The sequence below is a fragment of the Polyangium sp. 15x6 genome, assembly GCF_029960785.1.
Taxonomy (GTDB): domain Bacteria; phylum Myxococcota_A; class Polyangia; order Polyangiales; family Polyangiaceae; genus Polyangium.
In genome coordinates, this window is record NZ_JASBQE010000045.1 from 12,350 (window position 1) to 29,092 (window position 16,743).

Annotated in this window: 14 protein-coding genes; 6 read left to right on the forward strand and 8 right to left on the reverse strand. The window is 67.1% G+C overall.

Annotation, left to right across the window (positions count from 1 at the left end; all coding sequences use genetic code 11):
* Nucleotides 1-7 precede the first annotated feature (7 nt).
* Entirely contained in the window at nt 8-631 is a 624-nt protein-coding gene (locus QHF83_RS28865) for a hypothetical protein (RefSeq protein WP_282421190.1), read from the reverse strand.
* A 274-nt stretch (nt 632-905) separates the two neighbouring features.
* On the opposite strand from QHF83_RS28865, the gene QHF83_RS28870 reads away from it, so the two are divergent.
* On the forward strand, nt 906-2,492 hold the full coding sequence (locus QHF83_RS28870) for a CocE/NonD family hydrolase (protein WP_282421191.1): 1,587 nt from the start codon (nt 906-908) through the stop codon (nt 2,490-2,492).
* Nucleotides 2,493-2,532: 40 nt separating this feature from the next.
* Here QHF83_RS28870 and QHF83_RS28875 read toward each other — a convergent pair whose 3' ends face one another.
* Complete coding sequence (locus QHF83_RS28875) at nt 2,533-4,545, reverse strand: hypothetical protein (protein WP_282421192.1); 2,013 nt, start codon at nt 4,543-4,545, stop codon at nt 2,533-2,535.
* Between the two features lie 329 nt (nt 4,546-4,874).
* Between QHF83_RS28875 and QHF83_RS28880 the strand changes: the two genes are divergently transcribed.
* Complete coding sequence (locus tag QHF83_RS28880; RefSeq protein ID WP_282421193.1) at nt 4,875-5,666, forward strand: M15 family metallopeptidase; 792 nt, start codon at nt 4,875-4,877, stop codon at nt 5,664-5,666.
* A 51-nt stretch (nt 5,667-5,717) separates the two neighbouring features.
* Here QHF83_RS28880 and QHF83_RS28885 read toward each other — a convergent pair whose 3' ends face one another.
* Complete coding sequence (locus QHF83_RS28885) at nt 5,718-7,355, reverse strand: clostripain-related cysteine peptidase (RefSeq protein WP_282421251.1); 1,638 nt, start codon at nt 7,353-7,355, stop codon at nt 5,718-5,720.
* 22 nt (nt 7,356-7,377) lie between these two features.
* Nucleotides 7,378-8,844, reverse strand: coding sequence for a hypothetical protein (locus QHF83_RS28890; protein WP_282421194.1), 1,467 nt, complete (start codon nt 8,842-8,844; stop codon nt 7,378-7,380).
* A gap of 305 nt (nt 8,845-9,149) precedes the next feature.
* On the opposite strand from QHF83_RS28890, the gene QHF83_RS28895 reads away from it, so the two are divergent.
* On the forward strand, nt 9,150-10,301 hold the full coding sequence (locus tag QHF83_RS28895; RefSeq protein WP_282421195.1) for a S41 family peptidase: 1,152 nt from the start codon (nt 9,150-9,152) through the stop codon (nt 10,299-10,301).
* A 6-nt stretch (nt 10,302-10,307) separates the two neighbouring features.
* Here the strand turns inward: QHF83_RS28895 and QHF83_RS28900 are convergent, their stop codons facing one another.
* From QHF83_RS28900 to QHF83_RS28910, 3 genes are read right to left on the reverse strand one after another with little or no spacing between them, the layout of a single operon-like run.
* Nucleotides 10,308-10,670: a hypothetical protein gene (locus tag QHF83_RS28900; protein WP_282421196.1), complete on the reverse strand. Its 363-nt coding sequence runs from the start codon at nt 10,668-10,670 to the stop codon at nt 10,308-10,310.
* A gap of 7 nt (nt 10,671-10,677) precedes the next feature.
* Entirely contained in the window at nt 10,678-11,301 is a 624-nt protein-coding gene (locus QHF83_RS28905) for a hypothetical protein (protein WP_282421197.1), read from the reverse strand.
* Between the two features lie 38 nt (nt 11,302-11,339).
* Nucleotides 11,340-12,503 (reverse strand): STAS domain-containing protein, encoded by a 1,164-nt coding sequence (locus tag QHF83_RS28910; RefSeq protein ID WP_282421198.1) that lies wholly within the window; start codon nt 12,501-12,503, stop codon nt 11,340-11,342.
* A gap of 160 nt (nt 12,504-12,663) precedes the next feature.
* Between QHF83_RS28910 and QHF83_RS28915 the strand changes: the two genes are divergently transcribed.
* Nucleotides 12,664-13,296 carry a class I SAM-dependent methyltransferase gene (locus QHF83_RS28915; RefSeq protein WP_282421199.1) on the forward strand — a complete coding sequence of 211 codons (633 nt, stop codon included), beginning with the start codon at nt 12,664-12,666 and terminating at the stop codon, nt 13,294-13,296.
* On the opposite strand, the gene QHF83_RS28920 is transcribed toward QHF83_RS28915, so the two are convergent.
* The gene (locus tag QHF83_RS28920; RefSeq protein WP_282421200.1) at nt 13,297-14,211 is read right to left on the reverse strand and encodes an STAS domain-containing protein; all 915 of its coding nucleotides are present in this window, start codon (nt 14,209-14,211) and stop codon (nt 13,297-13,299) included.
* A 220-nt stretch (nt 14,212-14,431) separates the two neighbouring features.
* On the opposite strand from QHF83_RS28920, the gene QHF83_RS28925 reads away from it, so the two are divergent.
* A complete protein-coding gene (locus QHF83_RS28925; RefSeq protein WP_282421201.1) occupies nt 14,432-15,337 on the forward strand; it encodes an MBL fold metallo-hydrolase in 906 nt (301 codons plus the stop codon).
* 31 nt (nt 15,338-15,368) lie between these two features.
* Nucleotides 15,369-16,700 carry a sigma 54-interacting transcriptional regulator gene (locus QHF83_RS28930; protein WP_282421202.1) on the forward strand — a complete coding sequence of 444 codons (1,332 nt, stop codon included), beginning with the start codon at nt 15,369-15,371 and terminating at the stop codon, nt 16,698-16,700.
* The last annotated feature ends 43 nt before the right edge of the window (nt 16,701-16,743 follow it).

The window sequence follows — 16,743 nt, forward strand, 5'->3', positions numbered from 1 at the left end:
TCTGCCGTTAGAATCGACCGACGAGGCCGAAGGTCCACGCGGAGCCAAATTCGCCTTTGCGGGCTCCCGGCAGGAGCTGGGGCGCGAGGTACGGCGCAAATGAAACCTCCGTTCCCTTGGGTGGCTCGGGCTTCACGGGCTCGTTCGCGAGCCACGCCGCGTCGACGATCGTGCCTGCCACCCCGAAGAGAGGCACCATGACGGCAACGGCGGCGTCGCTCAGATAGCAATCGGAGCCCTCGTCCGCACACTTGATGGCATGGTAGCCGAACAGGGTCCCCATCCCGAGCAGCGGTGATAGCGACTCCAGGGCGAGGCTCACGAGCGCCGGCCGGCTCTGCCGCCTGTGCGCGAAATGGACGATGGGCCCGGAGATCGAGCGGCCGGCATAACCGATGAACATCACTGGATGTTTCGTGCTGAGGCCCACGATGCCCAGGACATCGAAGGCGAGCGTCGGCAGGACGACCTGCCAGGCGTACGAGCGGCGCACCACAGGCGGCTCCGGCTCGGGAAGCCTGTAACCAGCCATGACCTGGGGCGCCGGCGCTGGCTCGGCCCGTGCGCCCGAGCTCGAAACAAGAATCGCCAGGGGAAGCCCGAGCCCGACAAGGAAGCTGGATTTGTTCATGGACGCTTCCTGAACCACGCCTCGACCCGCACATCAAGCTGGAACACACCCTCGGTATCCGGCAACGGCAGCGGTAACGCAAACTTTTAATGGCAATGCCAGGCGCGTCACGTACCTGGGGGTTCCTACAGATTCCTTCGCGTGCGTAAGAATTCGCTGGCCATTTCGACCCCGGTTCGTGTAAGGATATTTCGAGATGACGAGCGATGCGCGTGGGGACGCGCAGGGGCGGATCTTTCTGCCATTTCACGGGCTCGTGCCGAGGGAGCAGGAAATGAAAAAGTTCACTACGCTGGCGCTCGGCGCCTTCGCTGGGCTGGTTTGTTCGCAAAGCGCGCTGGCTGCCGAGAGCGTCACATTCGACGACCAGATCGTCATCACGTCGGCGGACGGAACCGAAATCGCCGCCAATCTCTTCACCCCTGCCGCGACGAGCTCGAATGCGTCGCTCCCGGTGATCATCTTCATCAATAGCTGGGCGCTCGAGGAGCACGAGTACCTCGCCCAGGCCTTCGAGTTCGCGCAGGACGGCTACATCGTCCTGAGCTACAGCGCGCGCGGCTGGGGGCAGTCGACCGCGTTTGCGACCGTAGGCGGGCCCGAGGACATGGAGGACCTGTCGGCGATCATCGACTGGCTCGACGCGAACACGCAGGCCGACATCTCGAACATCGGCCTTTCCGGGATCTCGTATGGCGCGGGCCTGTCGCTGCTCGGGATCGCGAACGAGCCGCGCATCAAGACCGCGGCCGCGCTGAGCGGCTGGGGCAGCCTGTCGGACGCCCTCTACGGCGCAGATACGACGAGCCTCGCGTGGGGCACGATCCTCATCGGCTCGGGCTACCTGCTCGGAGAGATCTCGAGCGACATCCCGGCCTACTTCGCCGATCTGATCGCGGGTTCCGACGTCTCCGAGGCGATCGCCTGGGCCAACGAGCGCTCCCCCCTCACGCACGTGGACAAGATCAACGCCCGCAATGCCCCCGTCTACATCAGCAACAACTTCGGCGACGAGCTGTTCAAGCCGAACTCCTCGCTGAAGCTCTATTCGCTCCTCACCGGCCCCAAGCGGATCGACGTCAACCAGGGCATCCACGCCAGCGCCGAGGCCACGGGCTTGCTCGGGCTGCCGAATTACGTGTGGGACAACGTCCACGACTGGTTCGATTTCTGGCTCAAGGGCGTCGACAACGGCATCACGGAGAAGCCGCCGGTCACGATGGAGCTCCAGTCCTCGAACCAGCGCGTCGCATTCGAAGGCTGGCCGAGCGGAAGCGTCAGCACGAAGACCCTCTACCTGGGGCCACGCGGCTTGATCGGGGACGGCTCCTTGCGGAACTCTCCCAACACGTCGACGTACACGAATTCGATCTGGTCGGGCGCCGACTCGATCGCCACGACGGGCATCCCCATCCTCTCGGCCGCGCTCGACGCGCACATCGATCTCGGGGTTTCGGCCTGGTTGCCCGCGGCCTCCGACATCAACTCGATCGTCTATGAGACCTCGTCCCTGAGCTCCTCGCTCAAGCTCCGCGGCGTCTCGACGCTCGACGTCTGGGTCTCTCCCTCGCATTCGAAGACCCAGGTCGTCGCCTACCTCTACGACGAAGATGCCTTGGGCAACGGGAAGCTGATCTCGCACGGCGTGAGGACCCTGCACAACGCGAAGCCCGGGCAGGACGTGAAGCTGTCCATCGAGTTCGTCGCGGCGGGCTACGACGTGCCGGCCGGGCACCGCCTGGCGCTCGTGCTCGACACCGCCGACCCGCTCTATCAGCCGGCGACGCTGGGCGTGGAGCAGATCAACATCCGCTACAGCTCGTCGAAGCAGTCCGTGCTGACGCTCTCGTACGACCCCTGAAACGGCAGAGGCCCGCGGCCGCGGGGAAGCGAGCCTCTCGTCATTGGCTCCGGCTCGCCTTGCCGGCCGCGCGTGCAAGCTCGTCGACGATGGAGAACCCCTCCACGCGCAATGCGGCGCAGGCCGGATCGGTGGCCAGGCGAGCCACGTTCCCGACCACGCACCGAAATTCGTCGCATGCTTTGCCCGTGCAGGCGAAACGACCGTCTCCCGCCTGGGCGAAGGCGCCATCGCCGCGAACGCCCATCGTGAGCACGAGGACGCCATTGGGGGCAAAAACGTCGATGGTATCGAGGTCTCGCCCGAAAACGAAGAAGCGACCCTCCGGATCCGCGCCGAAATTATCCTGCCGCGACAGGGTGGTGAATGACTCGTAATGCGGTTCGGCGCCGTCCGTGGCGGGAAGGGTCACGATCGTGACGGAGGCGCCGGATTGCTTGGGTAGAAAATCGTTTCCCACGATCCAGAACCGGCGCTCTTTCTCCAACCAGCCCATGGGCAAGTCCAGAGGATAATTCGTAGCCCAATCCGGCGCCGGGAAGCTCCTCCACACGTTCCCGGTGGACAGATCGATCTCTTCGAACGAATGGTTGTACCTGATGCTCGAATCCTTCAGGTGCATCGTGAAGGCCGTCCGGCGCGCGCTCGACAAGACCAATCCGCGATAATCATTCTGGGCGCGCGGGTCGTTGCAGCGATTCGGCGATGGTGCACCGGGCGCGCAGCTCCGCAGGAACACTTGCCCCGTCCGCGTGTCGACCCACTGGAGCCCTTGCTTCCCGCCGGCGATCAGCATCTGGGGACGCCCGGCATTCTCGAATGTGACGAAATCGGGCCTGAACTGCGAGACCGCAGAGATCTTTTGCCAGGTGAAGCCCGGTTTGTCCGGCCGGCGCTTGCCGAGCGAAAGGACGTACTTGCTGGCGTCGAGCCCCGCGTACGTCGCCATGAGCGCCTCGTTGTCGCGGCTGAAAATGACACCCTGCCCGGTCTTCGCCGAATCGAACACGAAGCCGGTGTCCTCCAGATGAAAAATCTTCTCCTTCGTGTACGCATACAGATCCGAGCCCGAGCCGGCGAAGAGCACGTGAGTATCCGCCGCGCCGGGCGGCGGGGGCAGCGGCGCGGGGAGGCTCGATCGGCCCACATCCATGGAGTAAGCCTTGGGAAGCTCTACCTGGGCGCCGACACGCTGGGTTTCTGAGCTCCATACGATCCGGTGGCCCCCGCCGATCCAGTTGAATTGGCTCGTCACCGGATAGAAGTCATTCGTTCTCTTGTACTTGCGCGCGTCCGTCAGATGCTGCTGCAACTGGCAGGCGCTCGCGTCCTTGATCAGGCGAAAGCGCTGGGAGACGGCGACGTCTGCGCTGAGCTGGCTCTGCTCGTCGATCAGGATCGAAGGCCTCTCTTCCGAGCCGCCTTCCGCAAAACGAGCGCACGACGCTACCACTCGCCCGACGATGCGCCCCACGTCGTCGAACACCAGGAAGTGGTGGGACCCCGAGTGCGGATACTGACCGACGAGCGTATAACGCCGTCCTGGCGACACCTCTTGATAGCCATGGTTGTACCACGAGAAACCGAAGTCCGTGAACGACCATGCTTCCGCAGTGCCAAGCGCTCCCGTACGCTCGTCGAGCGCGACGACATGGCAGTTGGTCTGGGAGCGCGCGTTCGTCGGCATGCAGCGGGTCGCGAAGAGGCCGCGCGGGCTCAGCGTCAGGAGGTCGTCATTTTGGGTCGACCCCGCGCCGGTTTGCACGTTCGGCATGGGAGGCAGGGTGCGCGACCAGATCCGTGCGCGCGTGGCGAGGTTCCACCGTTCCACCACCCGCACCGATGGTGGCAGGATCATGTGTCCCTCCCAGGCGGTTGCGGCGACCGAAGAGAGAACAATGGCATCGGCGCCATTCGAGGTGAGCACGATGCTCCGCGGGTCGAGGCTGTTCACGGGAAGCGATGCGACGGCGACGAAACGCCCCGGATCGACGGCCTCGCTGGAGCTCTGCCTGTCGAGGAACGTCAGATAGTTTTCCCTTGCCCAGACCACCTTCCGCCCTGGTAATGCCAGGAGGTGTGCTCCCTCCATGCTCCACGGCTGAAATACCGCGCTCACCGGAGGCGCGGCCGGTGGGATCGGCGGTGTGACGAGAGCGTTTTGCGCGATCGGTGGCGTGGTGCTGGTGCTGCTGCCGCAGCCGATTGTGACCAAGCCGGCAAAGAAACCAAGCCATCGTCGAGAGGTGAGGCCAAGGAAAGAGCTCACCCGGGCCGTAAACCACGGACCGTCGTGCCCGTCAAGGCAGCGGCAGCGGCAGTGGTAACGGAATCCCTCCGCCGTCCCTTCCCTCCGGCCCGATCTGCGTGTAGAACTCCCGCGTGTCCGCCCGCTCCCCGCGCCCCGACGACCGAAGGCTGAAGCGCGTCTCGCGCCTGCTTTTCGCGGCCGCCCTCGGCCTCGTCTGCGCCGCGCCCTTCGTCACGGGCGAGCTGCCCATCGCGGAGGCCAAGGAGGCGAAGGGCAAGGCCAAGCCCAAAGCCGAGAAGAAGGCCCCCGCCGGCAAGGGTGTGTTCGAGCACGGGTGCCGCGTGCAGAGCCCGCAAAAATTCCTCGAGCGCCGCACGTTCGTCTCGAAGGGCGTGCTCGACGGCGGGAAACATACGAAGGCGGTGCAGTACCTCGCCACCCATTATGGCAATGTCGGTGACGATCTCACGCGCAAGCTGAACCCGAAAGGCGCGCTCGCCCAGGCCGTGACCGTGCAGTTCATGGGCCTCCCCGTCTCGGTGCACACGAAGGTCGCGCCCGCGCTCGCCTGCGTCGAGAAGAAGATCAAGAAGTCCTGCACCGGCGCCTCGAAGTACACCCCGCGCGCCCTCGGAGGATTCCGCGGGGCGAACACCTACCGCGGCATCGAGATTTCGAACCATCTCTTCGGCATCGCGCTCGACATCGACCCCGACAGAAACCCCTGCTGCGGCTGCGTCGACCCCTGGCCGAGCCACCCGAAATGCAAGCAGAAGTCGCGCTCGGCGTACGACCGCGCGGCGATGCCGAAATGCTGGATCAAGGCATTCGAACGGTTCGGGTTCGACTGGCTCGGGCACGACGCGCTCGAGGATACGATGCATTTCGAGTTTCTCGGGGATCCGGACAGGATCAAGAAATAGGCGGGATCAGAGGGTGTTTCATAGGCGCGCAGCTGCCTGTGAAATACCTTCTCAGAGCCCCTCGCAGGGATCCTCCCCTGCCGGCGCATGCGGATCCGGCGCGCCCGTCCGGCACGCCTCGGCCTGATCGATGCACGCTTGCAGGATTTTCGACCATCCCGTGCGTTTTTCGAAGGCCGTCGCGCGGTACGCATCCATCAGCGATCGCCCGTTCTCCCGGAGCAAGAGCTCGAACGGATTGCCCCAGAGCACGCTCAGGCCGCCGAGCCGCGTGCCCGTGCTCGGCTCGACGCGCTGGGCCTCGACCACGAACGGGCTCAGCGCGTGGAAGCCGGAGAGGCGACGGTACTGGCCGCCGTATTGCAATTGCTCGCCCCAGGGCTCTTCTCGCGTCCAGAGGTGCGGCCGGCCGATGACCGAAAGCACCTCACGCGCCGCCGCCGCCACGTCCGTCCCGACGATCACCGAGCCCGAGCCGCCGGGGCCGCAAAACGCGGGATCCGCGAGCCGTTCGAGCAAGGCTACGAGGTCGACCGACGCGTCGGACGCGGTCGTGCGTGACCGCGTCGCCCGCCGCGACCGTCCCCCGTGCGACGCCGACGCCGCCGATGCGACGATGCCCGCGCCGCCGCAGGCCTCGGCGAAGATCGACGTGACGTCCGCGCAGGAAAACCCGCGAGGTCGCTCGCGACGCACGGCCGTGACGAGTCCGGCGAGCGCCTCTTCCAGCTTGCCGACGCGGCGCAGATCGAGCCCGACGCTCGTGACCGAGGTGCCGACGTACGCGCGCCCCGCGGTCGAGACGCCCTCGATGTAGGCGCGCACGTAATCGGTGACGACCGCCTCCACGAGCATGCGTGGGCTCGCCGCGGGGCGATCCTGCGCGATGTAGCGGAGCGCGCTGTACGGGTGGCCGGCATCCGGGACCGTCTCGCGCGAGGCGATCAGGTAATCGGCCGTGCCCGAGAGCGACGAGGCCACCTCGACGGCGCCCATGCGGCACGTATCGAACGCGACCACGTCGATGCGGTTCGAGGTGCCGAGCCCGCCGAGCCCGGGTTTCGTGCGGATCTCCGTCTCGATCACCTTCGACGCCTCGCCGAGCGCGGCCGAGAGTCCCTCCAGGGACAATCGTTTTCCTTCGCCCGAGGTCGCGTCGTCGGCGATGCCCGTGAATCCGTCGCCGTGGCCCGTGAACGTGACCCAGTAATGGCGCGCCGGGTACATCCGCACGCCCTCGACCAGGAAGTCACGCAGCGTCGCCATGTCGCTCGTATCGGTCTCGCCGAGGACCATGACGCCCGGCGCTTCGTTCTCCCGGCCCGGCGGCCTGATTTCCTCGCGGTAAATCGAGTACCGCTCGGAGGGGCGGGGTTTGCCGTCGTCGCCCACCTGGAACGGCGCATAATCGCGCTGCACCAGGATGCGGAAAAGGGCGCTGCCGCCGAGGCCGTGCTGCCATTCGAGCGCGTCCTGATCGAACGCGGCGACGAGGTTCTGGTCGTGATCGTCGTTCGCCGCGAAGACGAGCCACGTCCACTCCGCGGTCCAGAGCGAGGGCGGTCCACGACGGAGCTCCGCGCTGCTCTGATCGACCGCCGGCGCCGTCTCCATGGCGCCCGCCGAGGGGCCCTCGGGGGCGCACGCCGCGAGAGCCGCGGCGAGCGCCCCGAGGGCGATCAGGTGCATTTTACTCACGGTCGCGGTGGTCCTACCGGCCATTGCGCGAGATGCGCAGGATCTGCTGGAGCGCCACGTACGAGATGTGGGGATTGTCGCCGCGCCCGCCGGTGTCGTCCCCCGCTTCATCGCTCGCGTCCGGGAATGCGGACATGTAGATGAAGTCGGGGTGCAGCTCCTTGCTGTTCGGACCGACGCCCGTCGGCGAGTCGATCCACTCGCCGCCGAGGATCGTGCCGCGCCCGTCGAGCTCGAGCACGTAATGGAACGTGACCTCGGCCGTGGGGCGACGGCGCTGGAGCGGCGGCACGAGGAGCTGCTCGATGCTCGCCGCGTAATTGACGAGGTAGACGCTCGTGCGGATCCGCGCGAACCGGATGGCGTTCTCGTTCCACCGGTATGTGCGGCAGCTGCCCGCGGGGCCATTGCCGTTGCAGACGAGCTGCGAGGCGCGACGCTCGTCGATCTCCTCGTTCTCCTGGACGCGATAGCGCACGATCGGGAAGGTCCAGACCTCGTCGCCGTATGCGTAATCGAGGACGAACGGGAGTTTTTCGCGCGGGCCGCCGAGGTTCGCGAGCGCGGGCGCGCCGCGGCCCATGAGGCCCGTCAAGGCGATGTGCAGCGCGCCGGGGTTCAGGTCGCGGCACGCGGGGTTCGTCGGCCGTCCGGCGCTGTCCGTCGTGATTTCGTCCTCGGGGACGTTGCAGCGGTTGCCGGCCATCGTCGAGGAGTCGTGGAAATAGACCTCCGAGAAGAGAGCCTCGATGTCGGCCATGCGGAAGAGCACGCAGGAGCGATCGCGCCCGCCGTTGCACTCCACGATGCGGCCATTCTCGCGCCGGACGCGCACGTCGCGCATGGGCGCGCCGTCCTTCTCGGCCGTGGAGTAGGACGACCAGCCATTGCAATGGCCCCACCAGTCCTCGGGGACCGTGCTCTGGTAGGTGCCGTGGTTCAGGAGCTCCCACGCGGTGGCGGGGCCCACGACGACGATCGAGGGACGAACCCTGCCCGAGCTGCGCTCGCGCTCCGGCCGGCGCATCTCCTCGTTCGTGAATGCGCGGACCTGCGGGAGGCGCTGCGCCTCGCCCGGATTCATGAGCAGATCGTACTTTTCGACGGGCGAGAGGTTGTCCGGATCCGAGCGGAAATCGCTGTAGTCCTTGTTTCGCGAATTCCAGCGGTCGGCGATGCCGTTGTCGCTCATCGGCCACCAGCTCGACGGGAAGATGGGCCGCGAGCTCTCGCCGACATCCGGTCCGGATTGCAGGCGCAGGAGCGCGCCGCGGAGCTCGGGGTGCAGGCGCGCCGCCCGGTTCGTGTCGTTCATGGGCTCCCGTCCGGGCGCCCGTGGGATCAGGATTTCGTGGGTTCGGTAATACCCATTCGACGCGAAGTCTTGCCGGAGCCGCGGCTCTTGCGCCGAAGTCACGCGTTGCGCGCCCAGGAGCGCGAGTACGGACGCAGCCAGAATGATAGTTCGAGATTTGTTCATGGTGCTCATCGTCCTGCCGAGAGTGGCGGCCGTCCGAACACCACTGCAGAGCCCGGGCCAGCGGACTCGGCTGAGAGCGTAACGTTTACGCTCGCGTCGGCGGCGCGCTGTGCAGGCGGAGAGCGGTCGTGTGGGGGCAGAAGAATAACGGAGAAACCCGGAAACTTGCTGGCCCGGGTCGCGGACGCCCGCCCGTCGAGGGCCCCGAGGGCGTCGAAATCCTGCTCTCACGTCACGGAGCGCTCGCGGCGTCGTCACCTGAACGGCGGACGATCGTAGAAGCGAACGGAGAAGGAGTTTTTCGAATGCGAAGGATGACGGGGCTCGGGATCTCTTCACTTCTGTTCGTCGTCGCCTGCGGGGGCGCGGCCGCGCCGGCTGCCCGCGAGCCGATCCTGGCGAGCCCGTCGCCGCAGATGGCCGTGGAGGAGGGGCCCGAGGCCGGCCGCGGCCCGGACGGGCCAGTGACGCCGGAGGAACGTAACGCGGCGATCGAGGCGCTCCTCGAGAACCTGGATGCGCGGTACGTGTTCCCCGAGAAAGCCAAGCAGGTGCGCGCCGCAGTGGAGGCTCGACGCAAGCGCGGCGAATACGACAAGCTGACCACGGGGCAGGCGCTGGCAAGCACGCTCACGAAGCACGTGAACGACGTCCTGAAAGACGCGCATTTCCGCGTGCGATACCACGACCAGAAGATCCCCGAGGCCGAGCTGCAAACGGAGCCGACGGCGGCGGAGCGCGAACGATTCGCGGCGGAGGGGCAGCGGCTGAACGGCGGTTTCGAGCGGATCGAGCGTTTGCCCGGGAACATCGGTTATGTCGAGGTGCGCTCCTTCGCCTTCCTCGGGCGCGGGGTCGAGGCCGCGGCGGCCGCGATGAATTTCCTCGCCGAGACGGACGCGCTGATCGTCGACGTCCGTCGCAATGGCGGAGGCGATCCGGAGCTCGTGGCCGCGCTGTGCAGCTATTTCTTCGACAGCGCCGTGCACCTCAACGACATCTACGACCGCCCGAAGAACGAGACGCGGCAGTTCTGGACGAGCCCGACCGTGCCGGGCAAACGCTATCTGGGCAAGGACGTCTACGTGCTCACGAGCAAACGGACGGGATCCGGCGCCGAGGAGTTCGCCTACGACCTCCAGACCCAGAAGCGCGCGGTCATCATCGGCGAAAAGACGTGGGGCGGGGCGAACCCCGGGGACGTGTTGCGCCTCGGGGACCACCTCGCCGCGTTCGTCCCCTCGGGCCGCGCCATCAATCCGATCACGAAGACGAACTGGGAAGGGGTCGGCGTCCTGCCCGATATCGCCGTGCCCGCGGAGGACGCGCTGCGGGTGGCGCAGGTGCGCGCATTGCAGAAGCGAATCGCGGCCGCCACCGAGCCCGAGCTGAAGAAGGCCCTCGAAGAGCGATTGCACGAGCTCGAGCGCGGCGAGCCTGAAAAGCCGGCGCGGTGAGGCGGATCAGGGCGCGCCGCAGGCGAGCCAGTCGGCGAGCTTCATGCGGTCGTCGAGGGTCGGATCGTCGGGGCCGGGCGGCATCGAGTCGTTCTCCGCGGCGCTCCGCGCGAAGATGCGCGCCCTGTGCCGCTGAATTTGTGAATGCGTGTCGAAGATGAACTCCCCCGGCGCCCCCGCGCGGTCCGTGGCCGTCGAGCCATGGCAGCTCTGGCAATGGGCGTTCATGAACGCGGCGCCGAAGTTCTCATAGGTGAGCTGTGTCCCCTCGGGAGGGCAGGCCCAGTCCTCCATGTCCGTATAGAAGAGGCCACACGCGGCGAGGAGGAGGGGAGCCGTGGCGAGCGCGAGGCGGAGCAGAGGGCGCATCGAATCCTCAGAACAAGGCGAAATGGGCGCCGAGGTTCGCTCCGACGAACCCATACCAGTTCGGGCCGCTCGAATAGCCGAGGTAAGCGCCCACGACCTCGGGGCCGAGGGCCAGCATGAATTTCGATCGGCGAAGCAAGGTGAAATCACAGCCGAGGCCGAACTGCACGCCGGCCCGGTGGCGAATGCCGGGGCCGATGCCGAGCACGGCGCCGGCCGGCTCCTCCGCGACCGAGGCCATCGACTCCTCGTGCTGGTGGACGAACCCCACGTGGGCCCGCGGATACACGCGCGGCGTCGCTTGCCACCCCGCCCGGACGCCCAGCGATAAAAACGTGAGCAGGCGCTGATCGACCGTGCCATACCCGAGGCGGCCCTCGGCGAACGGGGTCACGATGCCGAAGAGCCGCAGGCCGACCGCGAAACCGCCATATCCCGTGACGTCGGTGCGCCAGTCGGTCGTGCCGAGGGCCGAGGAGACGGCGACGAAGAGCTCTCCGCGCGGAGCGGGCTCCGGCGCGGGCGCGGGCGCGGGCTCGTCGGCGCGCGCGAGGGAAGGGGAGCCGAGGAGGCAAACGAGGGCTCCGGCGATGCGCCACCGCGCTCTCGTTCGCTGCACCTCCAGGACCATGCGGCGACCCTATCACGATCTCGCCGGCCGCAGGAGCTTCAAACCGTGGCGCTTCGAGTCTTCTTCTCCAGGCGCCGCATGCAGAACGCGAGGCCGTGCCGCAAGGTCCCGTGCGTGGGGATGCCGGAGAGATCGACGCCGAGCGAGACGAGGGTCTGGGCCACGGTCGGCCGGATGCCCGTGAGAATGCCCTCGGCGCCGAGCAGACGAATGGCGCGGATCATCTGCACGAGGTGGGACGCCGTGGCCGTGTCCACGACCTCCACGCCGGTCAAATCGAGAATGGCGAAGCGGGCGGAGGTGCGGGTGACCGCGCCGAGGAGGTCGTCCATGACCCGCGCCGCGCGCCGGCTGTCGACGACGCCGATCATGGGCAACGTGAGCACGTGCTCCCAGACCTGGATGATCGGCGTCTCCAGGTCGCGGATCACCGCCTGCTGCCGCTCGATGAGGGCGAGCCGCGCTTCGAGCTCCTCCCGGATGCGCTGCCCCTCGTTCGTGTTCTGCGAGATGCCGATCACGCCCGCGTGCCGCTGGCCTCCGTCGGGGATGGGCAAGTAGACATTGTCCCAGTGGGAGCCGACGATGTGGATGGATTCGCGTCCCGGCGTGCCGTCGAGCGCGGCCTGCATGGCCGGGCTGATGTGATCGCCGAATACGTCGAACACGCTTTTCCCGAGGAGCTGCCCCGGCGACGCGCCGAACGCCGCGAGCGCCTTGCCGTCGTAGAACGTGTAAATGCCTTGCGCGTCCGTGGCCCACGCGATGATGTCGAGGTGGTCGAGGATCGCGCGCAGCACGAGCTCGGAGACGGGTTTTGCCGTGTCCTTCTCCGGCTCGCGCGCGTGCGCGGGCGGCGCCTCGGCCAGCGACAGCGTGGCGAAGATCTCCGGGCGTCCGGGCGCGCGCCAGGCATGCCACGTGAGCGTCAACATGCCACCGTTCGGTTGACGCGCGCGGCATGTGGAGCGTGATGGTGCGCCGTCGTCCGTGACACGTCCGAGGGCCTGGGTGAGGGTGGACGCGTCATCCGGGTGCGCGTGCTCCTCGACGCGTGTCCCCGGCGCGAGATGCTCCCCGGCGAGGGCGCGGGCGGCCGCGTTCGTCGCAATGACCTGGCCTCCCGGGCTCACGATGACGAATGCGCCTGGATATGTACGAAAGAACGCTTCGAAGGGATGCTCCGCTTGCTCCGTCGCCACGATCCCCACCTCCGCCAACAATCGAACATATCAGCACGTGGGCACCAGGTAAACGCGCTAGATGCCCGGAATCGCGTCGGAATCGTGTTTCATGCCATCCGGCGGGGCATCAAGCTTCCGACGCGCGCGCCTTCGTGGTAGCGACCCTCCCGAGGAGACCATGAGCAACGACGAAATCAGCGAGCAGGCCGCGGCCTTCGACGCCATCGGCGAGAAATACGACGAGGTTTTCGCGGACAAGCGCGCGCAGGTGGAGGCGACGCGGTGGCTCGCCGAGCGCCTCACGGCGGGCGATCGGGTGCTCGACGTGGGCTGTGGCAGCGGCGTCCCCACGGCGAAGATGCTCACGGAGGCGGGGTTCTCGGTGCACGGCATCGACATCTCGACCGAGATGCTCAGGCTCGCGCGGCGTAATGCCCCCGGCGCGCATTTCGAGCAGGTGGACGTGATGAGCTTCTCGCTCGAGCCCAGCTCGTTCGGCGGGGTCGCGGCCTTTTTTTCGCTCCTGATGCTCCGGAAATCGGAGATCCCCGCCGCGCTCCGGAAGATCGTGCATGCTCTGCAGCCGGGCGGGTATCTCGCGCTCGCGATGGTGGAGGGGGATTTCGATTATGTCGAGCTGCCTTTCCTCGGTCACGCCATCCACGTGAGCGCGTATCCGCAGGCGGAGCTCGAGGCCGTCCTCCGCGACGCGGGGCTCGAGATCCTCGAATCGGAGGCGGTGACCTTCCCGGCGGGGGACCACGTCGAGCGGCAGCTTTATTATCGGTGTCGCGTCGCGGTGAGAGCGTGATCAGGCGCGGCCGAGCCGCGTAAGGCAAATGCGCAGGCCGTCCCGCAGGCTCCGCGCGGTGGTCAGGCCGCCCAGATCGACCCCCATGAGCGTCAGCGTCTGCGCGACCTGGGGCCCGATGCCCGTGAGCACGCAAAAGGAGCCGAGGAGCGAGGCCGCTTGGCTGAGCTTGACGAGGTGCGCTGCGGTCATGGTGTCGACGACCTCGACGCCCGTCAAATCGATGATGACCCCGCGTGTGCGCCGCTCGCCGATACGACCGAGCAGCCGCTCCGTCATGTCCGCCGCCCGCTGGCTATCGATGATCCCCACAATGGGCAGCGTGAGGACGTCGTCCCACAGCTCGAGGATGGGCACGCTCATCTCGCGCAGGGCGCTGCGCTGCCGCTCGATGGTCGCGATCTTCTCCATGAGCTCGCGTTGCGTGGCCTCCAGCGCTCGAATGGCGCCTTCGCGCTCCTCGTTCGTGCGTATCTGATCTTCCAGGGTGCGGCGAAGGATCTGCTCGGTCTGCTTGCGCGCGACGATGTCACGGCATGTGCAAATCAGACCCCCGCTCGGCATGAGCGGGTTCGCAGGCAGTCTCGTGAGCGAGATCTCCAGGTCCACGGAATGGCCGGCGCGATGTCGCCCCCGGACCTCGCCCGACCATTTTCCGTGTTCTCCCAAGATGGGGAAGAGATCTCGTTCGATACGTGTCCTTTCGGCGTCGTCGTAGAGCAAACGCCATGTTTTGCCGATCAGCTCCTCGGGCTCGTAGCCCAATACCATGCCATGGGCGCGGTTCATGTACCAGTAGGTGTCACCTGCGAGGATGGACAGCCCCTCCATGGACACGTCCATGGCCAGCTTTTGCAGGTCGAATTCGTTCGTGATGGGGACCTCTTCGAGAGGGACGGGTCGAGTGGGGGCCATCAAACATTCCTCCAGGGGCTCGTCCGGGCGCCAAGGTGTCCCGGTCGAAGCGCCGGATGATACTTGCGAGCCACGCGGAAAACATGATTTTTGCGCTCTGCGCGCGCAGCCGTGGGGGGCGTGTTTCACGGCGTGAAACATGCCCCGCTGGCCCGCGGCTTCCAGGCCGGACTCCCGCGCTGCATGTGTTGGCCCGATCTTTGCTTTACAGCGTGGGGCCATGTTTCACGTCGAGTCCTTCTTCGATCCCGCCACCTTCACGTTGACCTACGTGGTGTACGATCCGAACTCGAAGGACGCGGTGGTCATCGACTCGGTGCTCGATTACGAGCCCATGTCCTCCACGGTGAGCACGGCCTCGGTCGAAACGATCGCGGCGTTCCTCGAAAAGGCAGGCTTGACGCTGCACTGGACGCTCGAGACGCACGCCCACGCCGATCACCTGACGGCCATGCCCTGGCTCAAGAAGCGCTTCGGCGGCCGCAGCGCCACCGGCGTGGGGATTCGCGAGGTGCAGAAGGTCTTCAAAACCGTGTTCGACATGCCCCCGACGTTCCGCACCGACGGCAGCCAGTTCGACCTGCTCCTCGAAGACGGCCAGATCCTCGAAGCCGGCACCCTGCGCATCGAGGCGATCTCGACGCCTGGCCACACGCCCGGCTGCGTGTCCTACCGCATCGGCGACGCGGTCTTCACCGGGGATGCCCTGTTCATCGAGGATTACGGCACGGGGCGCTGCGATTTTCCCAAGGGCTCGGCCGACGTGCTTTATACGTCCATTCACGACAAGCTGTATGCCCTGCCCGACGAGACGCGTGTCTTCGTGGGCCACGATTACCAGCCCGGCGGCCGCCCGATGCGCGCCGAGACCACGATCGGGAGGTCCAAGCGGGAAAACGTGCACCTTCGCGCCGAGACCACGCGTCACGATTTCGTGGAGCTCCGCAATGCGCGGGACGCGACGCTCGCGGCGCCGCGTTTGCTCTGGCAGAGCGTGCAGGTGAACATCGACGCCGGGCGCCTGCCCGCCGAGCACGAGAACGGCGTCCGGTACCTCCGCATCCCCCTGAACCTGCGCAAACCCGTGGACGACGACGGCGCGCGGCGGGACGTACGCGCGAGCTGAAACACGCGTTGCAACATGTTACGTTGCGGGCGTGCCCCGCAAACCTCCCGCCACATCGACCGAGGACGTGATCGCCCGTGCCCTCGAGGCTGCCTCGGGGGCGGCCCTCGTGCTCGACGAGGAGCTCCGGGTCGTCCTCGCCACGCCCGCGGCGTCGGAGCTGCTCGGCGTCGACATCCCGCCCTTCGTCTCGGCGCCCAAGCTCCTGTGCGGTGAGTGCGAGAAACGCCCCGTGGCCGAGGCGCTCGTGGAGGGGCGGCCCGTGCAGGCCATTCTCCCGCCGCGCGGGCCAGGCAAGCGCCTCGTGCGTTTGCGCTCGCTCCCCGTGACGCAGGGGCGCGCGCGGGTGGGCACGCTGCTCTTGCTCGAAGACGCCGGTGAGTCCTTCGAGGAGGGCGAGGTCCTGTTTCACGGCATGTGGACGCAGGATCCGGCCATGAAGGCGATGTTTCGCGTGATCGAGCGCGTCGCGGGCGACGACGTGACGGTGCTCGTGCGCGGCGAGACGGGCGCGGGCAAGGAGCTCGTGGCGAGCGCCATTCACGCGCTCTCGGGCAGGCGCAAGGGTCCGTTCCGGGCCATCAATTGCGCGGCATTGCCTTCCCATTTGCTCGAGAGCGAGCTCTTCGGGCACGCGCGCGGGGCGTTCACCGGCGCCGTCCGCGACACGCCCGGGCACGTGCAGCTCGCGCATCGCGGCACGTTGTTCCTCGACGAGATCGCGGAGATGCCGCTCGAGCTCCAGGCGAAGCTGCTCCGCGTGGTCGAGACGCGCACGGTCATTCCCGTGGGCGCGCGCGAGCCGATCCCCGTCGACGTGCGGTTCGTCTCGGCCACGCACCGCGCTTTGCGCAAAGAGGTCGAGGCGGGCCGCTTCCGCGCCGATCTCATGTACCGGCTCCGGGTCATCCCGGTGTTCATTCCGTCGCTGCGCGAGAGGCCCGACGACATCCCGCTCCTCGTCGAGAAATTCATGGCTCTCCGCAATGAGACCAGCCGGCGGCGAATCGATCGGGTCGCCCCTGCGGCCATGACCATTCTCCGGCGATACTCGTGGCCCGGGAACGTGCGCGAGCTGAAGAACGTGCTCGCGTATGCCTATGCGATGGGGGACGGATCGACGCTCGTGCCGGCGGATTTGCCGCCCGAGCTGGTCGACCCGAACATCTTCGGCGCCGAGCAGGTCGCGCCGTCCGGGGCGCCCGCGGCGAGCGCCGAGCACCCGAATCCCGAGGCGCGAAGGATTCTGGAGGTGCTCGGCCGCACCGGGGGCAATCGCCAGCGCGCGGCGCAGATTCTCGGCATGAGCCGCGTGACCTTGTGGCGAAGGATGCGAGAGCTCGGCATCGCCGGGCCGACTTGAACGACGTTGCAACATGCGTCGCAGCGTGTTTCACGACGTTTCA